The organism is Leptolyngbya iicbica LK (assembly GCF_004212215.1).
In the GTDB taxonomy this organism is placed as follows: Bacteria; Cyanobacteriota; Cyanobacteriia; order Phormidesmidales; family Phormidesmidaceae; genus Halomicronema; species Halomicronema iicbica.
Map to the genome: position 1 here is coordinate 127,102 of NZ_QVFV01000004.1, position 25,526 is coordinate 152,627.

Annotated in this window: 20 protein-coding genes; 11 read left to right on the forward strand and 9 right to left on the reverse strand. The window is 53.5% G+C overall.

Going from position 1 to position 25,526, the window contains the following annotated elements; all coding sequences use genetic code 11:
* The first annotated feature begins 30 nt into the window (after positions 1 to 30).
* Positions 31 to 933 carry an acetylglutamate kinase gene (argB, locus tag DYY88_RS16350; RefSeq protein ID WP_039726392.1) on the forward strand — a complete coding sequence of 301 codons (903 nt, stop codon included), beginning with the start codon at positions 31 to 33 and terminating at the stop codon, positions 931 to 933.
* A 72-nt stretch (positions 934 to 1,005) separates the two neighbouring features.
* Here the strand turns inward: argB and DYY88_RS16355 are convergent, their stop codons facing one another.
* Positions 1,006 to 2,163, reverse strand: a complete 1,158-nt coding sequence (locus DYY88_RS16355) for a quinone-dependent dihydroorotate dehydrogenase (RefSeq protein WP_039726393.1) — start codon at positions 2,161 to 2,163, stop codon at positions 1,006 to 1,008.
* A gap of 863 nt (positions 2,164 to 3,026) precedes the next feature.
* On the opposite strand from DYY88_RS16355, the gene DYY88_RS16360 reads away from it, so the two are divergent.
* Complete coding sequence (locus DYY88_RS16360) at positions 3,027 to 5,810, forward strand: GAF domain-containing protein (protein ID WP_072041316.1); 2,784 nt, start codon at positions 3,027 to 3,029, stop codon at positions 5,808 to 5,810.
* A gap of 154 nt (positions 5,811 to 5,964) precedes the next feature.
* On the opposite strand, the gene DYY88_RS16365 is transcribed toward DYY88_RS16360, so the two are convergent.
* Positions 5,965 to 7,629, reverse strand: coding sequence for an NAD(P)H-quinone oxidoreductase subunit 4 (locus tag DYY88_RS16365; RefSeq protein WP_039726395.1), 1,665 nt, complete (start codon positions 7,627 to 7,629; stop codon positions 5,965 to 5,967).
* Between the two features lie 324 nt (positions 7,630 to 7,953).
* On the opposite strand from DYY88_RS16365, the gene DYY88_RS16370 reads away from it, so the two are divergent.
* Positions 7,954 to 8,247: a hypothetical protein gene (locus DYY88_RS16370; RefSeq protein WP_039726396.1), complete on the forward strand. Its 294-nt coding sequence runs from the start codon at positions 7,954 to 7,956 to the stop codon at positions 8,245 to 8,247.
* A gap of 223 nt (positions 8,248 to 8,470) precedes the next feature.
* Positions 8,471 to 9,316: a bacteriorhodopsin-like gene (locus tag DYY88_RS16375; protein ID WP_044151149.1), complete on the forward strand. Its 846-nt coding sequence runs from the start codon at positions 8,471 to 8,473 to the stop codon at positions 9,314 to 9,316.
* A gap of 454 nt (positions 9,317 to 9,770) precedes the next feature.
* On the opposite strand, the gene hetR is transcribed toward DYY88_RS16375, so the two are convergent.
* The 3 genes from hetR to DYY88_RS16390 all read right to left on the reverse strand — a co-directional run bounded on the left by hetR (position 9,771) and on the right by DYY88_RS16390 (position 13,300).
* Positions 9,771 to 10,715, reverse strand: coding sequence for a heterocyst differentiation master regulator HetR (hetR, locus tag DYY88_RS16380; RefSeq protein WP_039726397.1), 945 nt, complete (start codon positions 10,713 to 10,715; stop codon positions 9,771 to 9,773).
* 334 nt (positions 10,716 to 11,049) lie between these two features.
* Positions 11,050 to 11,397, reverse strand: a complete 348-nt coding sequence (locus DYY88_RS16385; RefSeq protein WP_039726398.1) for a hypothetical protein — start codon at positions 11,395 to 11,397, stop codon at positions 11,050 to 11,052.
* Between the two features lie 91 nt (positions 11,398 to 11,488).
* Positions 11,489 to 13,300 (reverse strand): FAD-dependent oxidoreductase, encoded by a 1,812-nt coding sequence (locus tag DYY88_RS16390; RefSeq protein WP_039726399.1) that lies wholly within the window; start codon positions 13,298 to 13,300, stop codon positions 11,489 to 11,491.
* Between the two features lie 325 nt (positions 13,301 to 13,625).
* On the opposite strand from DYY88_RS16390, the gene lysS reads away from it, so the two are divergent.
* The 3 genes from lysS (at position 13,626) to mltA (ending at position 16,817) form a co-directional block, all read left to right on the forward strand.
* Positions 13,626 to 15,197 carry a lysine--tRNA ligase gene (lysS, locus tag DYY88_RS16395; protein WP_044151150.1) on the forward strand — a complete coding sequence of 524 codons (1,572 nt, stop codon included), beginning with the start codon at positions 13,626 to 13,628 and terminating at the stop codon, positions 15,195 to 15,197.
* Positions 15,198 to 15,327: 130 nt separating this feature from the next.
* The gene (locus DYY88_RS16400) at positions 15,328 to 15,582 is read left to right on the forward strand and encodes a hypothetical protein (protein ID WP_039726400.1); all 255 of its coding nucleotides are present in this window, start codon (positions 15,328 to 15,330) and stop codon (positions 15,580 to 15,582) included.
* 59 nt (positions 15,583 to 15,641) lie between these two features.
* Positions 15,642 to 16,817: a murein transglycosylase A gene (mltA, locus tag DYY88_RS16405; RefSeq protein WP_236146340.1), complete on the forward strand. Its 1,176-nt coding sequence runs from the start codon at positions 15,642 to 15,644 to the stop codon at positions 16,815 to 16,817.
* A 67-nt stretch (positions 16,818 to 16,884) separates the two neighbouring features.
* Here the strand turns inward: mltA and DYY88_RS16410 are convergent, their stop codons facing one another.
* Positions 16,885 to 19,020, reverse strand: a complete 2,136-nt coding sequence (locus tag DYY88_RS16410) for a S9 family peptidase (protein ID WP_201278981.1) — start codon at positions 19,018 to 19,020, stop codon at positions 16,885 to 16,887.
* A gap of 308 nt (positions 19,021 to 19,328) precedes the next feature.
* Here DYY88_RS16410 and DYY88_RS16415 point away from each other — a divergent pair, with 308 nt between their 5' ends.
* From DYY88_RS16415 to DYY88_RS16425, 3 genes are all read left to right on the forward strand, one after another.
* Entirely contained in the window at positions 19,329 to 20,243 is a 915-nt protein-coding gene (locus DYY88_RS16415) for a DUF5996 family protein (protein WP_039726401.1), read from the forward strand.
* Positions 20,244 to 20,423: 180 nt separating this feature from the next.
* Positions 20,424 to 20,726: a YkvA family protein gene (locus DYY88_RS16420; RefSeq protein WP_039726402.1), complete on the forward strand. Its 303-nt coding sequence runs from the start codon at positions 20,424 to 20,426 to the stop codon at positions 20,724 to 20,726.
* Between the two features lie 48 nt (positions 20,727 to 20,774).
* The gene (locus DYY88_RS16425) at positions 20,775 to 21,365 is read left to right on the forward strand and encodes a hypothetical protein (RefSeq protein ID WP_039726403.1); all 591 of its coding nucleotides are present in this window, start codon (positions 20,775 to 20,777) and stop codon (positions 21,363 to 21,365) included.
* 179 nt (positions 21,366 to 21,544) lie between these two features.
* Here the strand turns inward: DYY88_RS16425 and DYY88_RS16430 are convergent, their stop codons facing one another.
* Entirely contained in the window at positions 21,545 to 22,327 is a 783-nt protein-coding gene (locus tag DYY88_RS16430; protein ID WP_130199485.1) for a hypothetical protein, read from the reverse strand.
* Between the two features lie 283 nt (positions 22,328 to 22,610).
* Positions 22,611 to 23,822: a pentapeptide repeat-containing protein gene (locus tag DYY88_RS16435; RefSeq protein WP_039726405.1), complete on the reverse strand. Its 1,212-nt coding sequence runs from the start codon at positions 23,820 to 23,822 to the stop codon at positions 22,611 to 22,613.
* A gap of 292 nt (positions 23,823 to 24,114) precedes the next feature.
* Here DYY88_RS16435 and DYY88_RS16440 point away from each other — a divergent pair, with 292 nt between their 5' ends.
* Positions 24,115 to 25,050 carry an NAD-dependent epimerase/dehydratase family protein gene (locus DYY88_RS16440; protein WP_039726406.1) on the forward strand — a complete coding sequence of 312 codons (936 nt, stop codon included), beginning with the start codon at positions 24,115 to 24,117 and terminating at the stop codon, positions 25,048 to 25,050.
* Positions 25,051 to 25,214: 164 nt separating this feature from the next.
* On the opposite strand, the gene DYY88_RS16445 is transcribed toward DYY88_RS16440, so the two are convergent.
* Positions 25,215 to 25,400: a DUF4278 domain-containing protein gene (locus tag DYY88_RS16445; RefSeq protein ID WP_039726407.1), complete on the reverse strand. Its 186-nt coding sequence runs from the start codon at positions 25,398 to 25,400 to the stop codon at positions 25,215 to 25,217.
* Positions 25,401 to 25,526: the final 126 nt, after the last annotated feature.

The window sequence follows — 25,526 nt, forward strand, 5'->3', positions numbered from 1 at the left end:
ACACTACGGAAACGAATTCCTGCCAAAACCATGACCAACCTTTCCGACCCCCCCAGCGGCATTTTAGAAACCGATGTTGATCGCGTTCGTATCTTGAGCGAGGCGCTGCCCTACATCCAGAAGTTTCGGGGGCGCACTGTTGTCGTTAAATACGGCGGCGCGGCGATGAAAGACGGCACCCTGAAAGAAAGTGTGGTGCGGGACATTGTCTTCATGGCTTGCGTGGGAATGCGGCCCGTCGTGGTGCACGGCGGCGGCCCGGAAATTAACACCTGGCTGACCAAACTCAACATCGAGCCCCAATTTAAAGACGGTCTGCGGGTCACCGATGCGCCGACGATGGATGTGGTGGAAATGGTGCTGGTGGGGCGCGTCAACAAAGAACTCGTCTCGCTGATTAACCAGGCCGGCGGGCAAGCCGTGGGCCTCTGTGGCAAAGACGGCAACTTGATCACCGCGCGATCGCAGGGCAATGCCGATGTCGGGTTCGTGGGCGATGTCACCAACATTGAACCGGGTCTGGTCAAAGCCCTGGTAGAAGACGGCTACATTCCCGTGATCTCCAGCGTGGCGTCGGACGACAGCGGCCAAGCTTACAACATCAATGCGGACACCGTCGCCGGAGAACTCGCCGCCGCCCTAAACGCCGAAAAGTTGATCCTGCTGACCGATACGCGGGGCATTTTGCGCGACTACAAAGACCCCAGCACCCTCTTGCCGAAACTCGACATCCGCGAAGCGCGTCAGCTGATTGATGAGGGTGTGGTAGCCGGGGGCATGATTCCCAAGGTGCAGTGCTGCGTGCGATCGCTGGCCCAAGGCGTCAAAGCCACCCACATTCTCGACGGTCGCATTAACCACGCCCTCCTGCTGGAAATCTTCAGCGACACGGGCATCGGCTCCATGCTGGTGGCGTCAGAATTTTCGCAATAAAATCCGACTGCATCCTTGAGTCGAAGATCCGTTTCAGCAAAGGATTGGCCGAGGGGTGATACCGAAGAACGCTCAGTCGGCAATGAAAGGCAGGTTTTGCCCGATCGCCTCTGATAGCGTGCTGAGTTGATGGTGATCGAGCTGTTGGGTAAGGCCCATGAGGACTCGCCGCACCATTTCGGGGCCGCCATAAATCCACCCGGTATAAACCTGTAGCAGACTCGCGCCCGCGTTCAGCTTTTCCCAAGCATCCTCAGCGGTAAAAATGCCCCCCACACCGATGATCGGCATTTGGCCCTGACTCTTTTGGTGCAGAAAGCGAATTACCTCGGTCGCTCTCTGGCGCAAGGGCGCACCGCTCAAACCGCCCGGTTCTTCGGTCACCCGATTCCCAGTTTGTAAGATGCGGTCAGTCTTGAGCCCCGATCGCTGAATGGTGGTATTCGTGGCGATCATGCCTGCTAAATGATGTTCTTGGGCCAGGGCCAGCACCTCGGCGATCGCCTCCCATTCCAGGTCAGGGGCAATTTTCACCAACAGTGGTTTGGCCCCAGTATTTTCGGCCTGCAAAGCCGCGAGAATCGGCCCCAAACTCTCGCTGGCCTGCAGCGATCGCAGTCCCGGCGTATTGGGGGAAGACACATTCACCACAAAATAGTCTCCCAACGTCTTGAGCAGTCGAAAACTCTCCACATAGTCCTCTACCGCGTGCTCTAGAGGCGTGACTTTGGATTTGCCTAAATTGATGCCGATGGGAATCGGCGACGCTTGTTGTTGCCAATAGTGCTGCAAACGAGTCGCTAATTGCGCCGCTCCCTCATTGTTAAAGCCCATGCGATTAATGGCCGCGCGATCGCGGGGCAACCGAAAGAGTCGCGGTTTGGGATTCCCCGGTTGAGTGTGATACGTCACCGTGCCGAGTTCGGCATAACCAAAGCCCAGCATGGACCAGGCTGGCGCGGCCAGACCATCTTTATCAAATCCCGCCGCTAAGCCCAGGGGATTGGCAAACGTTAGCCCCCAAAGCGATTGTGCCAAGCGCGCATCTTCGTATCGACATCGCTGCGAGAGCCAACCTTGGAGCTGCCGATATAAGCGAGGTTGCTGGGTCGCTGCGGGCTGAGCCGCGCCTTTCAGCAATTCTAAAGTGCGCTGGTGTAGCCACTCCGGATCGATCTGCACGCCATAAAACAGTAATGGCCGCGCTAACTGCTGATACCAATCGACCATGATGCCTCTCTTGTGGATTGAACGAGTTGCCTCATCAGGCGCTCAGAAAGCGGCAAGCCCATAACCGCCCATTTCAGGGGAGGGTGACGAGATTGCGAAGGGGATTCTAGCTCGGAGGTTGAGCGATGGATGCTGAGACCCGGACTCAACATTGCGCCCTGGGTACCCCCAACGACAACAGGCGGATTGATCGACGATCCGAAGGCGATCGCCGGTTGTGCTTTCCAGAGACTCGCGCTGTGATCCGGTTCAGCCGATCGCCCCCGCAGGTTTAGGACCGCTGTTGCTGCCTCGCTCGCCGCTCATCGCTAGTCAGCCTGCGGCACCCGATCCGCTTCACCGACTTACCGCTGCTAGTGTAGCGGTAAGCGCTGGCCAATAAGCCCTGACTCGGCCAAGTTCACCGCTTGTGTGGAAAAAAGGGGATAGCAACGCAAAAGGCCCGGAAAAGTCGTGGTCATCTCAGGGTGCCGATGATTCAGTGCGGCTTGCTGCCGATTGCTCTGGCTGAGTAACATTCATGGCAAACCGTTCGGCGGCTTGTCTCTATACTGAGCCAGGGTTTAGTGATTTTGCCCTGGTCAAAAGTTTGCCTGATGAGTGATGCAAGAAAGTGAATAATCCCTTAATGGCTGCATCTTTGTGCCGATTTGCTAGGAATTTGTAATGACTAGCATTGACTCGCTGAATTTTCGGATACTCTTAAGGCGGGCCTTTCACTGCAAAGGCCGTCCAAGTGGAGCTAACTGCTGATCATCCAACCCCTGGGCCACTCCGCAAGTTTTAGATCATGTGACGTTGATTTGACCGACCTCAACTTGCTTGGTTAAGTCGGCCCCTCCATTCGCTAACCACATCAAGTCATGGTTTCGACTCTACCTAGCCCCAATCCTGAAAGGCGTCTAGCGGCTTTAGCAAGAATTTTGAAGCTGCTGCGAGAAACCGAAGACTTAGATCGTCTGGTTTCCTCACTGCTAGATAACCTCAAAGAAGAACTGCACTATTCGCTGCTGTGGTTTGGCCTGTACGAGCGGGTGCAGCATCAAGTCGTCAGCCAAGGATTTTTGGCCCCCAAGCCGCATCGATCGCTCAAGAGCACATTTGCGCTGGCCCCTGGCGACTTAATGGAGCAGGTGGTCATTCAACAGCGGCCGCTCATCATTAACGATTTGCGCATTGAGCCGCGGATCGCCGCGTGGAACGAAATGGCGCAGCAGCTGGCGATTCAAGGGGCGCTTATTTTCCCCGTCCGCCATCGAGACATTTGTTACGGTTTGCTCATTATGGGCTCTGAGCACTGGGGCCAGGGCATTACCAATAGCGATCGCACCTTTATCTCCACCATTTGTAGTGCCCTAGCCGATGTCTTGCACAAGCGTGAGCAAACGCTGCAGACTGAGCAACGCAAAGATCCGGGGGTGGCTCTAGCGAGCTTAATCGACCAATTACAAACCAGTGACGATCGCGACACCCAACTGATCAAAATCGCTCAATCCATTGCCGGGTTTGTGCGACCCGATCGCGTACGAGTCTTTTGGCTAGAGCCCGACAAATTTGAGTTTTGGGAAAGACTGATCCTCCGCACCAAACAGGCCCGTGCGCCCAAATGCTACACGATCGATGCGCCGGGTTTGGTCATGCCCGTGAGCGAGATTCGCGGGGTGTATCAGTTGTTGAGCAAGCAGCAGCCCTTAGTCGTGGGCGAAGCCCAGAGTGCCAATACGGCGGCGCTGCCCGATCGCTTTTTGCAATTGCTGAAGGCAGAAGCTCTGATTGTGGTCCCGATTCTTGAACAAGGGAGTCTGCTCGGCTTTATTAGCGTGGAAAGCGACCTTGCCCAAGTGTGGTCAGACGACAGCCGCAGTTATTGCAAAACCGTGGCTAACCTGGCCGGGTTGATGATGCCGACGGTTTCAGCGGCTGAGGTGCAGCGGCAGTCAGAGCAGGAAATGCAGTTGCTCACGGGCGTGGTGCGGAGCATTCAAAGCGAGTCTGACTGGCACCAAACCCTCGAAATGTGTGGCGAGAATCTTTGCCAAACCCTGGATGCGCAGCAATTTTTGGTGCTGATGCACGACGCTGAGCATGATGGCTATCAGGTCATGTTTCAAAAGCGTACGCTGCCCCGCAAGCGGGTGTCATCGGCTTGGCCCGCCCTCGATGAGGTCGATTGGCAAATGTTGGAAGACAGCCCAACGGCGATCGCCATCAACGACCTGGCTAACGATCTCAAGCTGCTAGCCTGGCGAGAAAATTTTGAGGCTCTCGATTTACAGAGCGTCTTAGCTTGCAATGTGACCCCGGGCAATGTGCCCGAAGGCATCATTCTGGTCGCGAGTCCCCATCCCCGACAATGGTCAACCGCTGCCGGGCACCTATTGCAGCAAGTGGCCCAGCAAATTAGCCTCATTCTGCGACAGTGGCAACTACAGCAACAAACCAATCAGCAAGAAGACCTCTACAGCTCCATTCAGTGGGGGCTGCGCACGCTCCAGCAAACCTTTCATCTAGAGCAGCTGGAAGAGTCGGCCTGTCAATATCTCAGCGACGTGCTGGATGCGCCACTCGTGGCTCTGGTGAATTGGCAAGTGGGTGACCACCACGCCAAGGTAGGGCGCGTCATCTCACGTCATGTCGATTTTGGGGCCGATCAAGACAGCGTGATTCCCCTCAGCTCCGATGCCATTATCAACTGGGCGCAACAAACCGATGGACCGCTCCCCGTCACCTGGGAAGATTTTCCCCCAGACACTCGTGCGTGGATTACTGGACCGCCCAACAGCAAATTTTTATTAGTGGCCTTAAAGACTGCGGATAAACATGTGCCGAATGGGGTTTGGATTGTGGCCGATCGCGGCGATCGCCGCTGGAGCAACCATCAACTGACGTTAGTGTCTGTGTTAGCTCGACAATTGGCCTGGTCGCGCCGTCACCTCGACATTGTGGACTTGCTGCTCGAACGCCAAGAATCACTAGAAGCTTTGAATTGGTACAAGCATCAGCGCCTCAACGAAGCCCATCGTCAACTCAAAGTTAACCTCAGCCGCTTGAGTGATCCCATTACCCAGGGCAAAGGATTGACGGCGCAGCGCCAGCTGCAACTGGTGCGCCAACTCAACACCCTGACCAATGGCATCGAAAATGTCGTCACCCAGGAAACGTGGGAACTGCGCAAACATCAGCAAACTACCCCTCTCATTAGCTTGCTGAATCGATTGATGGATCGGGTGAATCCGCTGATTCAATCCCAACACCTTTGGGCCAAGGTCCATAACGAAAGCAATGTCATTATTGCTGGGGATCTCGAAAAGATTGAATTTGTCCTCTATGAGCTGATGGTCGCTGCTTGCCAGCGATCGCCCGAACACGGTCGGTTAGATATTTGGTGCCGTCCTCTAGAGCGCACCCATATGGAACTTGCCATCACCGACGACGGCGACATTCCCCGTCAACTGCTCAAAGATTTGAAGCATGGCCGCCCCGACGATATATTGGTGCCGTCTTTGCTGGATATCCCACCTGGGCTGCACTTCAGCATTTGCAATACGCTGATCAAACAGGTCGGCGGCGAGTTTAGTCTGCAAAAACTCGAAGATGGTCGCATTATGAGCCGAGTGGTGTTAACCGTTGCCCACAAAGGTAAATAGGGTGGGCGCAGCACGAGCACCGGATCTGCGCGCTAACTCGCTGTCTTGGCTTGCCGTCAGATCGAGCGGTAACTGACACAACCCGCTTGTGAGAACGACCCTGAGCTGCCTTAAACATTCGGAGGCAGCTCACATCATCGCGGGTTTTGCTGTCTCAAACCAATGATCGCAGAATTTCGGCATACAGTTGTGGTTTGGTCTGCGCGACTTCCTGATACACCTGCTGGACCGAGGTGTTGACCGCCACCGTTTTGGCGTCATACATCTGCATTACCAGCTTGGGATAAAAGCCAATGCCCACAATCAACGCGAGAAAGCACATGGCGATCAGAATCTCGCGGGGGCCAGCGTCATCAAATTTCGCCTGAATCGGCAAATCGCAATTGTTCCCAAAACAAGAGGGCTCTTCATTGCCCTGGATTTTGAGATCCAAATCATTGACATCGCAGAAGGGGACGACATCGCACATCGGCAAGGTTTTAGCTCCGTAAAACACCTGCTTTAGCATCGTGAGCAAATATACTGGCGTCAAAATCAAGCCCACCGCCGAGAGCGCGACGATCGCGATGCGAAAAGGATCACTATAAGCGCTACTGGTCGTAAATCCGACGAAGACTGCCACCTCACTGGCAAAGCCACTCATGCCGGGCAACGCTAACGAAGCCATCGCTGCCGCCGTAAAGAGCGTAAAGACCTTGGGCAATGCCTGACCAATGTCGCTCATCTCGTTCATCATCATGGTGTGGGTGCGATCGTAGGTCACCCCAGCCAGGAAGAACAGCACCGATGCAATCAGTCCGTGCGAGAGCATTTGCAGGAGCGCGCCGCTAATCCCTAAATCGGTAAACGAGGCAATGCCCAGCAGCACAAAGCCCATATGAGAGACTGAGGAGAAGGCCAAACGGCGTTTCATATTGGTCTGGGCAAAGGAATTCAGCCCGCCATAGATGATGTTAACGACGCCCAATATCGCCAGGATCGGCGCAAAGTAGACATGGGCATGGGGTAACAGCTCAAGGTTGATGCGAATTAAGCCATAGCCACCCATCTTTAACAGCACACCTGCCAAGATCATTGAAACTGGCGACGACGCTTCCCCGTGGGCATCGGGTAGCCAGGTGTGAAAGGGGAAAATCGCCAGCTTCACCCCAAAAGCAAATAGCAATCCTGCATAGAGCAGCAGTTCGAGCGATAGCGGAAAAGACTTGAGATGCAGCTGGGCAATATCAAACGTCACCCAATCGCCATAGAAGGCCATCGCCAGAGCCGCCACCAAAATGAAGATGGAAGCCGCCGCCGTATAAATCAAAAACTTAGTGGCCGCATAGCGACGGTTTTGCCCACCCCAAATGCTGACTAATAAATAGACGGGGACGAGTTCCACCTCCCACATAATGAAAAACAGCAGCAGGTCTTGCGCGACAAAGACGCCAATTTGTGCGGCGTAGAGCACCAGCATGAGGGCAAAAAACAGTCGAGGACGACGATTAACCCGCCAGGCTGCAGCCATGGCGAGGGTCGTCACAAAGCAGGCCAACAACACCAGAGGAGCAGACAAACCATCCACTGACACCGTCCAGTTCAGTCCGAGAGTAGGCAGCCAAGTAAAGCTTTCGACAATTTGAAATTCGGCATTGGTGGCGTCGTAGTGAGTCCAGAAGAGCAGGCTCATGAGCACGAGTTCCAAACCGCCCACTCCGACAGCGTACCAACGAGCCCAGTAGTAATTATCAGCCTTGGGGATCAGAGGGGTAAACAACGCTGCTACTAGCGGTAACAGCAGCAGTAGGGTGAGCCAGGGAACTTGAGCGATCGCCATAATAAAAGTACTTATCAACAGATAAACGACTGGCAGCAATCCATCCCGGACCGTAATCTGAGACTGGTTGCAGACCAAAAGCCCTACATCGATTGAACTCGATGCAAAGAAATGCAGAGATTGATTGGATTCTATGATTCAATTGCTTGGCTACAGTTGCCGATCCGCTCAGCATTTTTGATGGGCGTTAACAGGAAAGATTATTGGTCAAAGTCCTGTTGTCGCAGACAGGTCGCCGTGCCCGCTCTTGCCAAGGCTTTTGGGCAATCAGTAACCGTCGCATCGGTCCGATCTACCACCTGTAACTGAACAAGAGCACAGCCGATGGTGTCACACACCAGACAAATCCTGACTCTCGTCATTATCGTGCGCCGCGAGGCGAGACGCTGGCCGGAATTTGCCAGCCTATCTCTGCATGAAGGGATCGGTGAATGGAGCGATGCCACAGAGAACCGTTTGGGATTGGGGAGCGGTTTTCCCTTTTCGTCGGGTGGGCCGACTGCTTGGCAGAGACTCGCCTGGGTGTTGATCACTCAATCAGGTGTTGCGTTATCGATGGAGCGATCGCAGATCTCAGCCCAAGGTTATAACCTGATTTCCATCACAAGATGCAAATAAATTTTAGTTATCTTTTTTAGGCTGTAACCGTCACCTGAATTTTGCCTCGTAACTTTGCTGATTTAAGACTTTTTTGGAGTTTCCATTCACTGCATAAGCAGCGAAGTCGGCTTATATATATCGGACTGTTTCGGCAATTTATGAGGCATTTGATAGTCAATCCAATGAATGGCTTTGTTAATGTCAAGTGCCACTCATTTCTGTAGATAGTTTCAAAAGGAGTATGGAATACATCACTATTGCATCAGTGCCAACTGAATTGACCGCTAATCAATTTAGTCTTGTCTATAATGCATTTTCTTTGTGCATTGCGGCTATGTTTGCAGCCGCGTTATTTTTCTTCAATGCTAAGTCTCAAGTTGGACGCAAATATCAAGTCGCTGTCATCATTTCCGGTGTAGTTGTCAGCATCGCCGGCTACCACTATTTCCGAATCTTTAATAGTTGGGAAGCCGCATATGCTCTACAAGGGAGTACCTATCTAGCAACTGAAGAACTGTTTAACGATGCTTATCGATACGTCGATTGGTTATTGACAGTGCCCTTGCTGCTAATCGAAGCAGTAGCCGTGCTAGCCCTGAGTAAAGAAGTCGCGCGTCCACTGCTGATCAAATTGGCGACCGCTGCCGTGTTGATGATTGGCACCGGATATGTCGGCGAAGTGGCCGATTCGATTACGACGCGAGCGATTTGGGGCGCAGTTAGCACGCTACCTTTCCTGTATATCCTGTTCATTCTCTGGACCGAGTTGAGCCAAGCGGTCGAGCGCCAAGATCGACGGGTGAAGACACTGCTCAATGGCATGCGGTTTCTGCTGTTATTCTCTTGGGGCGTTTATCCGATCGCCTACTTGCTGCCAGAACTGGGAATCGCCGGAGCGACTGCCACGGTTGGTGTTCAGGTCGGCTACACAATCGCGGACTTGTTGGCTAAACCTGTATTTGGCTTATTGGTATTCTCGATTGCGCGCGTCAAAACGCAAATCGATGAAGCTCAGGTGGCCGATCAACGCCCGGTCACCGATACGAATGGCAATCGTGCCGAAGACTTGGTGGGCAGCACTCGCTAGGCAGTCAATGTCTGATATTCGCTCATCTGAAAGATGGGTTGGATGGCACACATGATTTGCTATCAACTAATTGTTGGTATGCTGCAATTTAGCGGTTGCCGCTCTCCAGTAAGAACCGCTCACTAAATTAGTTAGTGAGCGGTTTTTGAGCGTTTGACTGATTGATCTCTGGTGCGATAAGCAGTTTCCATATCAGTTCGACAGGCTGCTTTTTGCCCTCTCTACAAATCTTTTTGCCAAGCGGAGAAAGGCTTCAAATCCTGGCTTTTGTGAGTCATAGTGCTCATATTCAGGGGCAAAAACGGGCTGAGACTGCTCATCAAATTCACGTCAGTTTCAGTCTTCGTCAAGCATGGAAATTAAATTAGGGGGAATGACCATTGCAGCTGTTCACAATCAGGTTCTGGACTGATTCAGTCAGGGTGAGATTCTGATAATTGTGCGGCTTAGAACTCTAGGCGTCACTTGATGACTCTACGACCTCTTCTTGATGACCCATGGCCATTTGCAGCACCATTGGCCGACCTCCCGTTTCATGATATTTATCGGCCCAGGCTCGCAAGATTTCGTCGAGTTCGGCGATCGCTGCGGGTAATTTCTCGGGGGGGATATCCAGTTCCTCCAAAATGCGGACGGTGTCGGCTTTGCTCTCCGACCATTCGCGCATCATGCGGAAATAGCGAGCCGTGTCTTCCAGCATGATCAGAGTCCGCTCTTCTTGATCAGCGGGGGAATAAGACGGTCGCATTAAAGCGTAGAAAGACATGCCCCAAGGCGAATCTAGCCGCTGAACGGTGCCGGAATACATCAGCCGCCGTCGAATATGTTCTGCCAGGGCTTCGCTGAGGGGGCTCCGACGATCAACCGGAAAGTCTTCTTGCGATCGCTCGTGCAAAAACTCGATCAATTCCATCAATTGGAACGAGTTGATGATTTGCGCATCGGGAATGTCGGTAGGGAGTTTACGTTCCAACAGGCGCTTTTCATCTGAGGTGAGGCTGGTAGTGGGAAGCCGAAAGGTGCCTGGCTCCCACGGATACTTTTCGAGCCACACGTAAGGAAACTGAATCAAGTAGCGAGGTTCTTGCGAACCCAGCAGTTTGAGCAAACGACCTTCGGTTAGGGCTTCTTGGAGCTCACCGACGATGGCTTTGACGCGCTTTGGCTCAATGTGGTGTAAATGACCCGTCATCCGCAGGTTTTCGCCCTGCTCGACATAGGTCATGTAAATCGCACACTTTGCTGCCGTGGCGGCTGCATCCAAAAACGCTCCGTGGCGATGACCCCCAGTGCGCATGGCGCTAAACGCCAAATACAGCAAAATTTGATCGATCGCACTGGGGCCAAGCTGTCGGACTAAATCCATATCGTTGCTAACCGACTCTAACGCATTAAACATAACTCGAAACCCAACACTGGCAAGCGATTCAAAGCATAAAAATCGGTAGATAGCCCCTGACTCTGGTCCCGCGCTGCGCGGTTAGAGTCGTGTGCACTTTGAATGAGCCGTATTGAGCAACCACGTTGCAGAATTGCTCATCATGCTACTACTCCAAACTGAATTGATGACTCTGATTTTGGCGGCGGTCACTCTAGTCGTCCATTGGGAGACTCGGGCAATGGGCTAATATCCTCTCCGGAGTTCATGTCACTCGTTGCCGGGATCGGCGATGAGAGGACTGTTGCCCGCTCACATGGCGGCACGAGCGGCGAGCCTTGGCAAGTTGCTAAGGCTAAGCCCACTCTGCTCCATTAGCCGGATACGGCATGACTCGGCCACTGCCCCGGTAAGCCGTGTCGGGTTCTGTCACGGCGGGCGATCGCCCACTGCCACGATGAGCTAACAGCTCTTCCGGCGTTTGGTGAATCCGTCCGGTGCCGCGATAGTCGTAGGTTGCATCGGGGGGCCACTGGGTGGGCACCTGACTGACGACCCGACCGCTGCCGCGATGACTTTCGGGCGATCGCGGATCACTTTCGGCACGAGGCGCACTGAAAGTCGGCGAAAAACTCACAGCGCCCAAACAACCTAGCGTCAGACCGGCTAAGCAAAGTTGCGGCAATTTAATAGAAGCAAGCATCGTTTAGATAACCCTCTGTGGTGATATTCCATGTTTCAGAGGGAGGCTGAGTCTTCAGGAAAAAAAGCCTGCGTAAATTTTCTGAATCTGGTTAGATAGCTGTGATTTGACTCACTAATATCCAGCCGGCATACCAGTTTGGAGTGCCCTGTAGGGACACTTGACAAGGCGTGGTGAATGCTTGGAAAGCCTTATTGACAGACGGTTTCAGGGTGACTATAACGAGCGTTCGGCCATCCGAGAAATGAAATTTTGCCGACCACTTTTCTGCCGTTAAGGTTGGGATTAATGTGCCGTAATAATAAGTTTCGGTTGATGGTTCCGCAGACCAGTTCGCGATGGGCTGCTGACTTAACAAATGAGGTTGTTGATAACAAGAAAACGACTCGGGATTAGTTTTAAAAATTAGCTGACGCGATCGCCATTCTGGATGTTCCGGCACGGTATCAATGAGGGGCACGATCGCGGCAGGGGCGGTGGGTTCGTCCAGTAAGGCCATTTGCATCTGGGCGACCGGCAGGTCACGGGGGTCACAGGCCTGCTCGATACACAGAGCGGCGGCCATGCCTGCGGCTTGTCCCAGCCCCAGCACGACTGGCTGTAGCCGGGTGGCACCATTGGCAATGTGCGAAACGGCGATATTTTTTTCGCAGGCTAACAAGCCGTCGATCGCAGCGGGAATCAATGCCTCATAGGGAATCGCAAACGGCGTACCCGTCCACCGCCCGCCCCAGTGCATGGCCTTGGGGGCCAGCGGCATCTCAAAGCCGGGATAGTGATGATCGTTGGGATAATTGCCAATCGCGATCGCGCTCATTTCGCCCTGGTCATTGATGGGTAAAGCGGCGGCGAGTTCCCCTGGCTGCGGCAATATATGGGGTTCAGTCACGGTGGTCAGCCCGACCAGGCGACGACTTTCGCGGTAGTAGGGCATCAGGGCAAAGGCTCCCCCCCCGAGCCGTCCTGGCCATTGCGGAAACGCTTCGGTGGCGAGGCCGTAACGATCGCCGAGGGTCGATTGAATGTAATGGGCAAAGTTGCGGGAGTGCGCGATCGCTTCCTCTGCCCAAGTTTGCCAAGCCGCATCGCCCCCGATGAGCCGATTCAGATCCTGCCCATAGTCGTTGCCCTGGGTCGGCCAATTGAGCATGAATTGGTGGTTGGGCAATCGCCCGTAGTTCATAAAGGCTTCGGCGCCACATCCGGCCCATGCTTGGTCAAACAAACTGGAATCATAGTCAGCGGCAGGGGTGATGGGGGGCGCGGTTTGGTCTTCCCCAAAATCCTTGAGTAGCACCACCCAGGTGGGCGACTGCACGGGATAGGTTTGCAGAATGGGCCGCAGCGGCTCCGCCGGATCGGTCAAAGAGCCGGGGGCGCTGGGTTCGTTAAATTGCGATTGTGTTTCCCAGCCCCAGCGATAGGGCACTTCGCCCAGGGCCAGCAGGTCGCCTAACTCGGTGCCGTCGAGGGTGATTGTGGCGCGAATCGTGTAGTCATCAAACCGGACGCCCACGATGCGATCTCCCTCTCGAATCACCGCTTTGGGCGTCTGGTTGGCGATCCATCGCAAGTTGGGCAGCGCTTGCACCCAATCGGCAAAAATCGTGGCCCCGACCTGGGGTTCATAGGTAAAAAAGCTGACCCAGGCATTGTCTAGTCCACCGGGTTGGCGCTGCCGCAAGGCCCGGAGAAATGCGCCCCAAAGCCCGGTTTGCCAGGCGCATAATTCATTGCCGTCTGGTGCGGTGACCCCTGCCGCCGTCAACATGCCCCCCAACCAGGGCAACTCACTGACCAGGACCGTCTTTGCCCCCCGTCGCGCCGCTTGAATGGCCGCTGCGGTGCCCCCAGCTCCACCGCCAACCACTAAAACATCAGTTGTGAGCATTTCTGAAACCATGACGGAGAAGGGGCGATCGCGCTGGACACCATGAGATTACAGCGATCTGTCAACATTCCTGTATCGGCAAGCAGGTGGGTTGTCAGCATTCGCTCTGTGAATATATCGGGTTGTCCCGATGCAGAAGGGGTTGTACAGCTGATGAGGTGGGTGGCAGCGCGGCCAATTCCTCGCGCCTGCAACCATCGTCGGGCTTTGCATTGAGCCTGTAATGATGGATTGAGGAAATCGCATGGAGTCTCACGACTTTTCGATAATTTAGGCAAGGGCCGTTCATCAACTGCCTATAATGAAGGTTTGTTTGTGTCGCCCACTTCCCAACCTCATGGCCCAAAACGAGTCACCCAAACCCGATCAGAGTACGTCTACCCTTGATGAAATCCGGGCGACCCGACTGCAAAAGGTGCAGCAGCTCACCGAAGCGGGACTCAACCCCTTTGCGTATCGGTGGGAGAAGACCCACAGTGCCGCCGAATTGCAAGACAAATATCAGGATTTAGCAGCAGGCGCAGAAGTTGACGATGAAGTGGCGATCGCGGGCCGCATCCTGGCTCGCCGCGTGTTTGGCAAACTCGCCTTTTTCAACATTCAGGACGAGAGCGGCACCATCCAGCTCTATCTGGACAAGAAGGTGATTCGCGACAGCATGGCCGATAATCCCGACGCCTTTAACCAGGTGAAGCAGCTCACCGACGTGGGCGACTTCATCGGCGTGCGCGGCACCCTTAAGCGCACCGACAAAGGCGAACTCTCCGTCAAAGTGCAGGAATACGCCCTGCTCACCAAGTCCCTGCTGCCTCTGCCAGACAAATGGCACGGCTTGACGGACGTGTCGAAGCGCTACCGTCAGCGCTATGTGGATTTGATCGTGAATCCTGCGGTGCGCGACACCTTTCGCAAGCGGGCGCTGATCACCTCGGGCATTCGTCGCTTCTTTGAAGATCGCGGTTTTCTCGAAATCGAAACCCCGGTGCTGCAAAGCGAAGCGGGGGGCGCGGAGGCGCGGCCGTTCACCACTCATCACAACGCGCTGGACATGCCGCTGTATCTGCGCATCGCCACCGAACTTCACCTGAAGCGGTTAGTCGTGGGCGGTTTTGAAAAGGTGTTTGAGATTGGCCGTATCTTTCGCAACGAAGGTGTCTCCACCCGCCACAACCCTGAATTCACCAGCATCGAGGTCTACGAAGCGTATGCTGATTACCATGACTTCATGACGATGACGGAGCAGCTCATTGCGCAGGTGGCCGAGTCGGTGTTGGGCACTACCCAAATTACTTACCAAGGCCAGGCAGTCGACCTGACTCCGCCCTGGCGGCGAGCCACCATGCACGAGTTGGTGAAAGAGAAAACGGGGCTGGACTTTGAGCAGGTGGACGACCTTGCTACCGCCAAAGACAAAGTCAAGGCGCTTGGCATGACAGATTTAGACGGCTGCGATTCCCTCGGGCGGCTACTCAACACCGTGTTTGAAGAAACGGTTGAGGCGGATCTAATCCAACCGACCTATGTGATTGATCACCCGCTTGAGATTTCGCCCCTCTCCAAACCTCACCGCAGCAAACCCGGTGTGGTGGAGCGGTTTGAACTGTTTATTGTGGGTCGCGAAACCGCTAATGGCTTCTCGGAGTTGACCGACCCCATTGATCAGCGGATCCGATTTGAGGCCCAAGCGGCCCGCAAAGCCGCTGGTGATTTGGAAGCGACGGGGGTCGATGAGGACTTCCTGAATGCGCTGGAGCACGGGATGCCGCCCACCTGTGGCCTGGGCATCGGTATCGATCGCCTCGTCATGCTGCTGACTGATAGCCCTAGCATCCGCGATGTGATTGCCTTTCCGCTATTGAAGCCCGATCGCGCCGCCGACAGTGAAAGCGAATCGACCGCTGAGGCTTAACATTGTGGGCATTAAACGGTGAAAGGGGACTGAGCTGCAGGGCAGATGCGTCAAGAAGTCCCGACCGTGGGTACAATTTGTCTGTTATCGCTGCCCCACGGGAGCGCTGTAGGAGAACACGGGGAATCCCATGCCAAGAACACCCAGCGAATATATTGTCCACTTGCTGTTTGATGGCGGGCATCATCAAGAGGTCAAGTTTTCGACGATTCAAGAATTCCAGAAATGGTATAGCTCCGAGTTGATGCCCAAACAGTCGGACGACGCCTTTATTAACGTGCCGATTCCCAAAATCAACCCCGGCGAATATATGGTGATCCGCCCCTCGAAGCTCTTGGCGATTCGGGTGGAACCGGTCTTTAGCTCCAGTGTCGAACGATTCTAATGCGGCAAGTGTTGAGAACAGGGCTAGTTAGCGCGATTGCGCTTTCAGGTTTGGCAAGTTTGGCCTGGCTGCTGCCAGCACCTCGTCCCGTCACCGCTAAGCCAATGGGTGGGGAGAGTGCTCAGGCGATCGCTGCCGCAACGATCGCTCCCCTGCCCCCACTCACCCCACGAGAGCACTGGCCCGACTCACCGCTGACCGATGATTTGCTCTGGCAAGGAGATGCATCAGCGGCCCAGTTGCGACTGTTAACGGCGATCGCCCATAGCCTCAGCTATCTCGATACGCCCGCCGCGGCGGAAGCTTACGCCAACTATCCCATTGAGGGCGTGACGCGCGATCGCGTCCGCCGCAGTCTGCAACGCTTTCGTACGCTGGTGTTGACCAGTGCGTCGTCCGCTGAACTGCAAACCGCTGTGCAGCAAGAGTTTCAGCTATATCAGTCAATTGGTAACGACGGCGAAGGGAAAGTTCATTTCACGGGCTATTTTGAACCGACCTATGCGGCCAGTCGCGTTCCTACAGCGGAATACCGCTATCCCTTGTATCGACGTCCGGCGAATTTGGATGAGTGGGTGCTGCCCCATCCCACCCGCATGGAATTAGAGGGCAAAGATGGTCTGCAAAGTGCCAGCGGTCCCCTCAAAGGCTTGGAACTGGTGTGGATGCGCGATCGCCTCGAAGCCTTCCTAGTCCAGGTTCAGGGATCGGCACGGCTACGGTTGACCGACGGCAGTTTTATGTCTGTGGGCTATGCCGGACGCACGGAGTATGACTACGTCAGCCTCGGTCGCGAACTGATCAATGACGGTCAGGTCCCCGCTGAGGGCATGACGTTAGAGCGGCTGCTCGACTTTTTTGCCGCTAATCCCGCTGCGTTGGATGACTATATTCCCCGCAACGATCGCTTCGTCTTCTTTCGCGAAACCGCAGGTGGTCCCCCCACGGGTACCTTCTCCGTACCCGTCACCGCTGGCCGTTCCATCGCGACGGATAAAGCCATCATGCCGCCAGGGGCCTTGGCTCTCATTACCCTCGACTGGCCCATTCCCGATGCTGACGACACTTGGCAAGCCATGCCCATCAGCCGCTATGTGCTTAATCAGGATACTGGGGGTGCCATTCAGGGGCCGGGGCGTGTCGATATTTATGTGGGCAGTGGCGACGCGGCGGGTGCCCAAGCGGGACAAGTCAACACCGACGGTCAACTCTTCTTTCTGCTGTTAAAGCAATAATCTCAACACTTGGCTTGTAGCCCTAAATGTCCACAGTTGCCATCAGTGAGATGCCTGCTGGCGATGGCTAGTCATCCGTTGTGGGGCTCAAGTGGCGGCGGAAAAAGTCAACCTGGAGTTGCGCCGCGATGCGTTGCAGGCCTGTATCAAAGATGCTGTGTCCGACGCCTTCAAACTCATAGAGCGTGGCGGAACTGCCGTTGCTCTCAATGATGTCGTGGAAGTTCCGCGCCATGTCAATTTGCAAAAAGTCGGCAGAGCCGTGAAAGAGCATGGTGGCGGCGGTCACGTTTTCCGCGTTGTACAGCGGTGAAATGCGACGATAGCGCTCCGGTGCTTCCATTGGGGTCAGACCCGTGAGGTATGACAGTAGCGAAGAGTAGCCCAACTGCCATTCGGTAAAGGCATCGAGCAGTGAGCATTGGGGATTGGCGGCAGCAAATACGTTGGGATATTGCGCGATCGCTTGGGCGGCAAAATAGCCCCCGTAGGAACAGCCAGAGACCCCTAACTGATCGCGTCGTACCCAGCGATCGCCCACCAGTTGCGCGGCAATATCAACCCCCTCACCAATGTCGACTTGTCCAAAATTATTGTCTTCAGCTTGCAGTCGATACAGGTCAGCCCCGAACCCTTCGCGCCCCGCCAATGGCACTGACAACACCGAAATCCCAAAGTTCGGTAGCAGATTGAAAGGCATTTCCACTTCTACCGCAAACTCATTGGCCATGGAAAAGCCGGGTCCCCCCTGCTGCCAAAATACCGTCGGCTCCTCTATGGGTGGGAACGGTGCCCCCGCTGGCTGCACTAAAAAACCTTCGCGAGGGCCGTTGCGGGTGGCAAAGCTTACCGGATTAACCTGAACTTTGTTGGCCGCTGCTACCTCGGCATTGAGCTGAGTAATTTGTCTCGGCGGCGCACTGCCATCCAACGGCATGGTGAAAACTTCTGGCGGTTGGGTGACGGAAGAAAAGGCAAAAAACAGGGTGCGACCATCTGATGAGACGGCCCAAGATTCCGGGTCCACACTGCCCGGCGGCAGCGGCAACGTCGCCAGCGACGATGTACCAAGGTCGTAAGTGAAAAAATGCCGATTGGTGCCAGCAACGCTGCTGAAAAGAACTGTATCGCTGTCGATGAAGTCGCCGGTATTTTCCAAAGGACCCGCCAATGCGGGGTCGGCAATGGTGGCGAGGGCATTGCCCGCGAGATCGAGTACTTGATAATACGATCGCTGCGGATACAGATAGGACGGAAACTCGCGTCCGGTCAGCTGGCTGGGCTCTAAATATTTGACGAGGAGGCGATCGCCCGCCGGATTGAGCCGTGCCTCGGCCAGCATATGAGCCGGATCATCGGTCGCTTGCAGATGCAGCAATAAGGGTTCTGCTGCCGACAGGTCGTAAACCTTGATCTGATTTTCTTGCAAAAATAGGTTGTCTGCGGGCGGGGTACGACCCAGAGCGTCTTGGTTGACCGGATCCAGCAGATTGGGACTGTAGGGGGTGCGTTCGTAGAGATCCCACTCTTCCACCGACGAGGTGACAAACACGACGCGATCACCATCCGCTGACCAGGAGGGGGGCTGAATATCTAAATCGGGCGGAATGCGTGCCACTTCAATGCGGTTGAGCGATCGCAGTGACACTAGATAAATCACGTCTTCTTCCTCCTCATACACCCGCAGGGCAAAGTGCGAGAAATCGGGAGCCGCCCCTAAAATTTCGCCAGATTCTTCTTCAGTGGGATACACCGTGGTGTGAGACACAATGCCCGTATCGCGGTTCAGCGACACCAGATCCCACGGGCCAAACACGCCCTCTTGCACAAAGCGAATGGTGCGATTATCGACCCACTGAATTGGCAGAAACGGGCTGAATACCTCGTATTCCAGCACGATGGAATCGATCAGTTCACCCGTGTTGAGGTCGAGAAACTTGACTCGCCAGTCGGTCTGGCTGAGGCGATCGAGGGTTGCTACCACCAGTGTCGACCGATCTGGACTCACTTCGCTAAGAATCAACGGCAACCGCACCGATTGCAGGGTGTCGAGGGTCGCTTGTTCCGATTCCGAGAGGGTCGGCAAGTCCACTTCATCAAACCCGACGGGAATGATTTCCGCGATCGCCGCTGGGCCTAACAGTCCTACCGTGGCCAGACTCCCCACTGTCAGTCGTAGTGCTTGATGAATGGGATGGGTCAAATTCAAACCGAAAAATATCATGGTGCGATCGCTGCTATGCCACCAACCAACGCCTACTCTAGCAATCAGAGGCCGCGCTAGCTTGTCTCGTTTTAGCGGATTTCAGCGGCAATAGTCGGATTCCACATATATCTTTTTGCAAGAGAGTTTGTGTTGTAGGCGGTGACTAACATCTGAGGGGCTGCGTCTGACGAGGGACTGCCCCCGTCGGCTCAGACTAACGCCCTAGCTTAACGATTGAAACGGTTGGGCGATGGTTGCCCTTTTAGGGGTTCTAATGGAAATAGCCTGCTTGGAACCTGGGAAAGATGACACCAAATCCGTGGCCCGAACTCAACTTAGACGATTGGCAAGACACCTGCGCCACGCTGCACATGTGGACGCAGATTGTCGGCAAAATCCGCCTGGTGCAAACTCCGTGGATTAATCATTCCTGGCACGTGCCGCTGTATCTCACCACGCGAGGTCTGACGACGAGCAACATTCCCTATGGAAATCGTGTGTTTCAGATGGATTTTGATTTCCAGCAGCATCACCTGTGGATTGGCACTGATACTGGGCAAAGTCAGATCATTGAGTTGCGGCCGCGATCGGTGGCCGATTTTTATCTGGCCGTGATGCAGGCATTGCAAGCACTGGACATGGCGATTCAGATCAATACCTTACCTAATGAAATTCCTGCCCCGATACCGTTTGAGCAGGACACCACCCACGCTAGCTACGATCCCGATGCGGTGCAGCGGTTTTGGCGCGTGTTGTTGCAGAGCGATCGTGTGTTCAAAGCATTTCGCTCGCACTTTTGCGGCAAGGTCAGCCCCGTCCATTTCTTTTGGGGTAGCTTCGATTTGGCGGTCACGCGCTTTTCGGGGCGGACAGCGCCCGAGCATCCGGGAGGGGTGCCCAACCTGCCCGACGATGTTGCCAAAGAAGCGTACAACCAAGAGGTCAGCAGTGCTGGCTTTTGGCCCGGCACCGGACTCGGCTATCCCGCCTTTTATTCCTATGCTTACCCGACTCCTGACGGGTTCAAAGATGCCCCTGTGCAACCGGATGCCGCCTTTTTTCATGAGGGATTGGGAGAATTCATTCTGCCTTACGACGCCGTTCGCACCGCTGGAGACCCCGACCAAGCGTTGCTGAGCTTTTTACAAAGCACTTACGATGCTGCTGCCGATTTAGCCCAGTGGAACAAAGCCGCACTGCGACAAACCTGGTTCAAATAAAGGCTTGAGGGGGTGGGGCTAACCCTTTTGCCATCAGGCAAAAAGCCCTCTCAGAGAATTGACTTGGGGAGACTACGGTACGGTTTATTCGGTGTAAAAACCCCGCTTTTTTCTAGGCGATCCACACCTGCGCGACCGCTTTCAAGCTGACATAATCAACTTGAACTAGAGAGGAAACTCATGAAGCGCTTACTACGCAGCCCCCTAATTAACTGGTTTACAAAACTCCTTCGGAATTCAAAATATCGTTGGCTCGTGATTCTTGGTTCCGTGATTTATCTGGTGAGTCCCCTCGATATCTCACCCGATGTTTTTCCCATTATTGGCTGGGTTGATGATGGTTTGCTAGCCACTATTGTCGTGACCGAGCTCTCACAAATTGCTTTGGAACGGAGGCGTAGTTTGCAACGCAAAAATAGTTTAAGAACTGAAGCAACTTCTGTCGAAACTGTCGTTGACGTTGACGCCGTAACGGTCGCTTAAATCAACCCGTTTCTGTTAAGTCATCCATCCTAAATGAGGAAAAAGAACATGTCTAACACGGTTAAAGAACGACTGCAGCCGGAATTCACGAAAGCGAAGCAAGAAAGTCGGCTGCGAGCTGCGCGCATCAGCGATATTCTCAAATCAGCAGCAACGATGACTTTTGACGAAATCAAAGGGGGCTCAGTTGAGTTGAACACGCTCACTCGCCGCTCTGTGGCAGAACTGCTGGAAGAGCTGAACGAGGTGCCCGCTGAAAGTGTGAATGAGGTACCGATCAACGACAGTGAAACTCAGCTCAGCGCTGAGGTGGCTGACCCGGCTGCACCAAAATCAGCACCGACTTGGAAAGATCTCATCACGATCGCTCTCCAACTCGTGCGCGATCGCAAAGGGGATTGGTTCCAGCAGTTCAAAGCGTATTTGAACAAAAACGCGGCGCAGTTTGATGGTGACATGACTGAGGATTATGGCGATCGCTATCTCAAAGTCAAAAACGTTTTCCAGCGGCTCGCTACTTGGTTAAAAAATGCTCAAAGCTCAGCAGCTACTACCGCAGCCGAATCAGAGAGTCGCCCGGTGACCATTGAAGTGGTGGACGACGACACGACTGCCACCGAGACTCAGCCAGGCCAGTAATAGAACTGCTCACTCGTAATCCAAAAGTCCATGACCACTCTCCTGGCATGGGCTTTTTATATACTGGGAAAACATAATTCTGTAAGTTCTCAAAATCTATAGTACTGCCAGACATAATAGTTCCTGTTAGTTTAGTGATGAGAACTTGCCGATACTCCTCTATTTTGCCTAAAGCGCCATTAGATTCCCATATTGGTTCTACAAGCCTCTAAAATTTTTGCGATGATCACTTTTGTGAAAGCAACAATACTTTTTCCTATATTCCAGGTGATTGGTGATGTCGGGTTAAAAGCAACAATTATGATGGTTGCTGTAAATAAAAAGCTGATCCACAACAAGCCTGTATACACGTCGAAGATTGCTTTTAATGAATCAACTCCCAGCAAGAAAGCCCAGAAATATCTTATAGCCTCTAATATAGATAGTAAGAAGAGTAACATTTGTGTTGTCAAGAAAATCATCCAGACAAAATCAAGATTTTCTTCCTTGGCAAGTAGCAAAAGAATCTTCATGTCTAAGTCTTCAGCCTGAACAATGTCGTTTTTCTGACTTATTAATGAACTCTCAATTTCTTTGACGCTCAGATCAACCTGATTGACGTATTGACTGGCAATATCCATAGCCTCACTTAACTCACTCAAAGACTTGATGTCATATTTTTGCGGTATTGCACTAGCTACTCTCTCTTTAAGCTGCTGAATTTTTCGATAATATCTTTCTTTAAGTTCTTTGAATGAAGATTCCATTGATTCGTAATATGCAATGGTTTTCTTGAGTCTTAATATTAAGCGTTCTTCTACAAACTCTAGAGCTTTAATGAAGATTCCTGCTAGAATTGTTGAACCTATTAGGTAAAAGAAAACCTTGAGATTTGTGCTTGAATTATCGATGGAGCTTCTAAGTTGTATTTGGACAGCAATATTCACAACGAAGGCTAATGTAATTAGTGAAGTGTTAGTCATCCAGTTGGAAAACTTTCGTCTTGACTGGTTAGATTGATTGAGAGAATCTTGATTAACGTTCTCTTTATCCATGTTTTTAGACACTGTTAATAAATTGAGTAAGAATCCGATTGAGGAGTTAGAATTCCTACGGTTTTGCAGAAATTAGTAGACTTATATGGTAGGGATGTAAAGATATATTCTCTGTGGACATTTTTTCAAGGCAGCTTGACATACCTTCTGGACTGAGAGTAATCCTACCTAAGCTTTATTTAAGCAAACGTTCAAAAAACTCACTATGAGATTAAGCGTTGATGGTGCCGTCAGGCATGATGGTGCCGCGCAAAATGGTGCCTGTTAGTTTGACCATCACGCGATCGCCCACCGCCACCTTGGCCCCGCTCAGGTCAGCGCCACTGAGGTCAGCGCCACTGAGGTCAGCGCCGATCAGATTGGCTCCCCGCAGGTTGGCATGACTCAGGTTGGCCTGCAGCAAATTGGCGCGAAACAGGTTGGCATTACTCAGGTCAGCGCGGTTGAAATTGACGCCGTGCAGAAAAGCATCTTGCAGATCTGCCCCACTGAGGTCAGCGCTGCTCAGGTTGCGACCCGAAAAGTCTTTTTCCTTCAGATTGGCCCCCCGCAGGTTAGAGCCGCTGAGGTCGGGTTGTTGCCGAGATCGCTGACTAGCGCTACTGCTGCTATTACTAGAGCGTGACTCGGAGGCTGGTGGTCGATAACTGTAATTCGTGCTGGCCGTAGACGGCGGGCGATAACTCGAAGCTGGGGGGCGATCGCTATTCACCGTATAGCTCGGCCCGCTTTCGCGCTGGCTTGATGCCGCATTGCCAGAGCCACTGGGGCGCGGTGTGGTGTAGTTATTCCAACCATCATTCGCATTCGAATAGGCCGCACTATTGCCATTGGGATAACGGCGGTTGTAGCTCGACGCACCGCTATTACTCTGGCTGCTACCGTTCGAGCTCGTCCCATGGTTGGGGGCAGCAGTAGATGCCCCTTCTTCGCCCGTTGTGTTCGTTGGGCCGTTGTGAGGCTCAGCACTGCGCTGGTCTGGACGCCGATAGGCTCCGTAGCTGCCATAACCCGTTTGGGCATAGCGCGCTTGATACGTCCGATAGGGATTTTGATAGGTCTGCTGCGACGATGATGACTCTGCCGTGCGCCCATAGCTGGGGCGTTGGCGATAGCCATAGGTGTTGGCCGTGCGCCCATAGGGGCGAGTGCGCGAGCGATAGCCATTGCTGGCAGTCGTGTTGGCGGTATGGCTGCTGCTGGCGGCAGTGGTGCCGACCCGCGCATGGGTCCGCAGATAATCGCGGGCCTGATTCAGCTGTTTAATCTTTTCCTGGGCTTTCTCAATCAGCCGCAAATTTTCTTTGGGCAGGCGATCAGGATGCCAGATAAACACGAGATCTTTGTAAGCCTGATTGACTTCTTCCATCGAAGCCCCAGGCTCTAAATCTAAGATCCGATAGGCGGTGTCTAGCTCTTGCATTAAGCTGCGCCAATGATGTGCATAGTACGGCTAACACAAGGGTGAACTCGCCGCTTTGAAAAGTCAGTTTCTCTATTTTAATGGGAAGGTGAATGACCGGATAGTGGGACTGGCTTCAGACTAAGCGTAGAACCCTAAATCTGGGGGGTTTTGCGGATTCGCTTAAGCATTTGTCAAACAACTTATTAATGGCCGGGGGCGATCGCGCCCTGAGCCCGCCACAATTCTTCCCAACTGGGGGGCAACTGCATCCTAAGATACCAAGAGAACAGATTCACAGCGGGAGGGGAAGATGCGCATTTTAGTTATGGGGGGCACCCGGTTTATTGGGGTGTACCTGACCCAGTTACTTGTGCAGCAAGGCCACGACGTGGTTTTGTTTAATCGGGGCAATAAGCCCGCTCCTGTGGAATCGGTGCAGACGATTCAGGGCGATCGCAAAGATATTGCCCAACTCAAAGCGGCGCTAGCGGGCGAAAAATTTGACGCCATTTTTGACAACAATGGTCGCGAACTCAGTGATACCCAACCCCTAGTGGAACTGTTTGGCGATACGGTGCAGCATTTTGTGTATGTCAGCTCTGCTGGGGTGTACCAGAAATCTGATGAAATGCCCCATGTGGAAGGGGATGCCGTCGATCCCAACAGTCGCCACAAAGGCAAATTTGCCACCGAAGATTATTTGGTCGCGCAGAAAGTCCCGTTCACCTCAGTGCGTCCGGTCTATATCTATGGCCCGCAAAACTATAACGATGTGGAAGCCTGGTTTTTCGATCGCCTCGTGCGCGATCGCCCGCTCCCGATCCCTGGCAGTGGCATGGCGCTCACGCAAATGGGGCACGTTGCAGATTTGGCAGCGGCGATGGCGGCTGTGTTGGGTAATCAGAAAGCAATCGGCCAGATTTACAACATCTCTGGCGAAAAAGCTGTGAGTTTTGATGGACTGGCGCGGGCCTGTGCGATCGCGGTAGGCAAAGATCCTGCCAGCCTTCAACTCGTCCATTACGACCCGAAAGCCTTTGACTTCGGCAAGAAAAAAGCCTTCCCGATGCGAGTGCAGCACTTTTTTACCGACATTCACAAAGCCAAAACTGAACTCGGCTGGTCACCCCAGTTTGACCTTATTGGTGGCCTCAAAGACTCGTTTACTAACGACTTCGTGGCATCGGGCCGGGCTCAAGCCGCTGCTGATTTTTCCCTAGATGAGCAGATTCTCGCGGCTAGTTAACCATGCGTCGGCGCAAGGTGGGGCAGCGATCGCCCCTCCTAGTTACATCCAAAAATCACCAAGCGGCGCTTAATCTTGTTAAGCGCCGCTTGGCAGAAAAATCATTGAGTCGTAGCACTCAGTGCCACTCTTAGCGGTTGACCAAAATCATAACCAGACTGACTCTACAGTTCGTGAGAGTACTTGGCACCACGATAGGTGAGCTCAACCTTGCCATGCTCTTCGTGAGGAACAGCAAAGCGCTTGCGAGTCAAACGCGCACCGCGATAAGTGCCGATTTCTTCGACGGCTTGCTCATGCAAAGGAGACAGATGAGCTTCGTAGTTATGGCCGCGATAAGACAATTTCATAGGACTAGCTCCGAATGAGGTGATTTGAAAGAAAGTTTAGTGTAGAAACTGTATTCATTGATACAGTTCTTGTTTTTATTATATGGGGTCGAAGTGGGTTTCGCCGGACTGATGCAATTATTTACG

Coding starts and splice junctions, on each gene's coding strand:
- argB (WP_039726392.1), top strand. CDS start 31: ATGACCAACCTTTCCGACCCCCCCAGCGGCATTTTAGAAACCGATGTT.
- DYY88_RS16355 (WP_039726393.1), bottom strand. CDS start 2,163: ATGGTCGATTGGTATCAGCAGTTAGCGCGGCCATTACTGTTTTATGGC.
- DYY88_RS16360 (WP_072041316.1), top strand. CDS start 3,027: ATGGTTTCGACTCTACCTAGCCCCAATCCTGAAAGGCGTCTAGCGGCT.
- DYY88_RS16365 (WP_039726395.1), bottom strand. CDS start 7,629: ATGGCGATCGCTCAAGTTCCCTGGCTCACCCTACTGCTGCTGTTACCG.
- DYY88_RS16370 (WP_039726396.1), top strand. CDS start 7,954: ATGGTGTCACACACCAGACAAATCCTGACTCTCGTCATTATCGTGCGC.
- DYY88_RS16375 (WP_044151149.1), top strand. CDS start 8,471: ATGGAATACATCACTATTGCATCAGTGCCAACTGAATTGACCGCTAAT.
- hetR (WP_039726397.1), bottom strand. CDS start 10,715: ATGTTTAATGCGTTAGAGTCGGTTAGCAACGATATGGATTTAGTCCGA.
- DYY88_RS16385 (WP_039726398.1), bottom strand. CDS start 11,397: ATGCTTGCTTCTATTAAATTGCCGCAACTTTGCTTAGCCGGTCTGACG.
- DYY88_RS16390 (WP_039726399.1), bottom strand. CDS start 13,300: ATGGTTTCAGAAATGCTCACAACTGATGTTTTAGTGGTTGGCGGTGGA.
- lysS (WP_044151150.1), top strand. CDS start 13,626: ATGGCCCAAAACGAGTCACCCAAACCCGATCAGAGTACGTCTACCCTT.
- DYY88_RS16400 (WP_039726400.1), top strand. CDS start 15,328: ATGCCAAGAACACCCAGCGAATATATTGTCCACTTGCTGTTTGATGGC.
- DYY88_RS16415 (WP_039726401.1), top strand. CDS start 19,329: ATGACACCAAATCCGTGGCCCGAACTCAACTTAGACGATTGGCAAGAC.
- DYY88_RS16420 (WP_039726402.1), top strand. CDS start 20,424: ATGAAGCGCTTACTACGCAGCCCCCTAATTAACTGGTTTACAAAACTC.
- DYY88_RS16425 (WP_039726403.1), top strand. CDS start 20,775: ATGTCTAACACGGTTAAAGAACGACTGCAGCCGGAATTCACGAAAGCG.
- DYY88_RS16430 (WP_130199485.1), bottom strand. CDS start 22,327: ATGACTAACACTTCACTAATTACATTAGCCTTCGTTGTGAATATTGCT.
- DYY88_RS16435 (WP_039726405.1), bottom strand. CDS start 23,822: ATGCAAGAGCTAGACACCGCCTATCGGATCTTAGATTTAGAGCCTGGG.
- DYY88_RS16440 (WP_039726406.1), top strand. CDS start 24,115: ATGCGCATTTTAGTTATGGGGGGCACCCGGTTTATTGGGGTGTACCTG.
- DYY88_RS16445 (WP_039726407.1), bottom strand. CDS start 25,400: ATGAAATTGTCTTATCGCGGCCATAACTACGAAGCTCATCTGTCTCCT.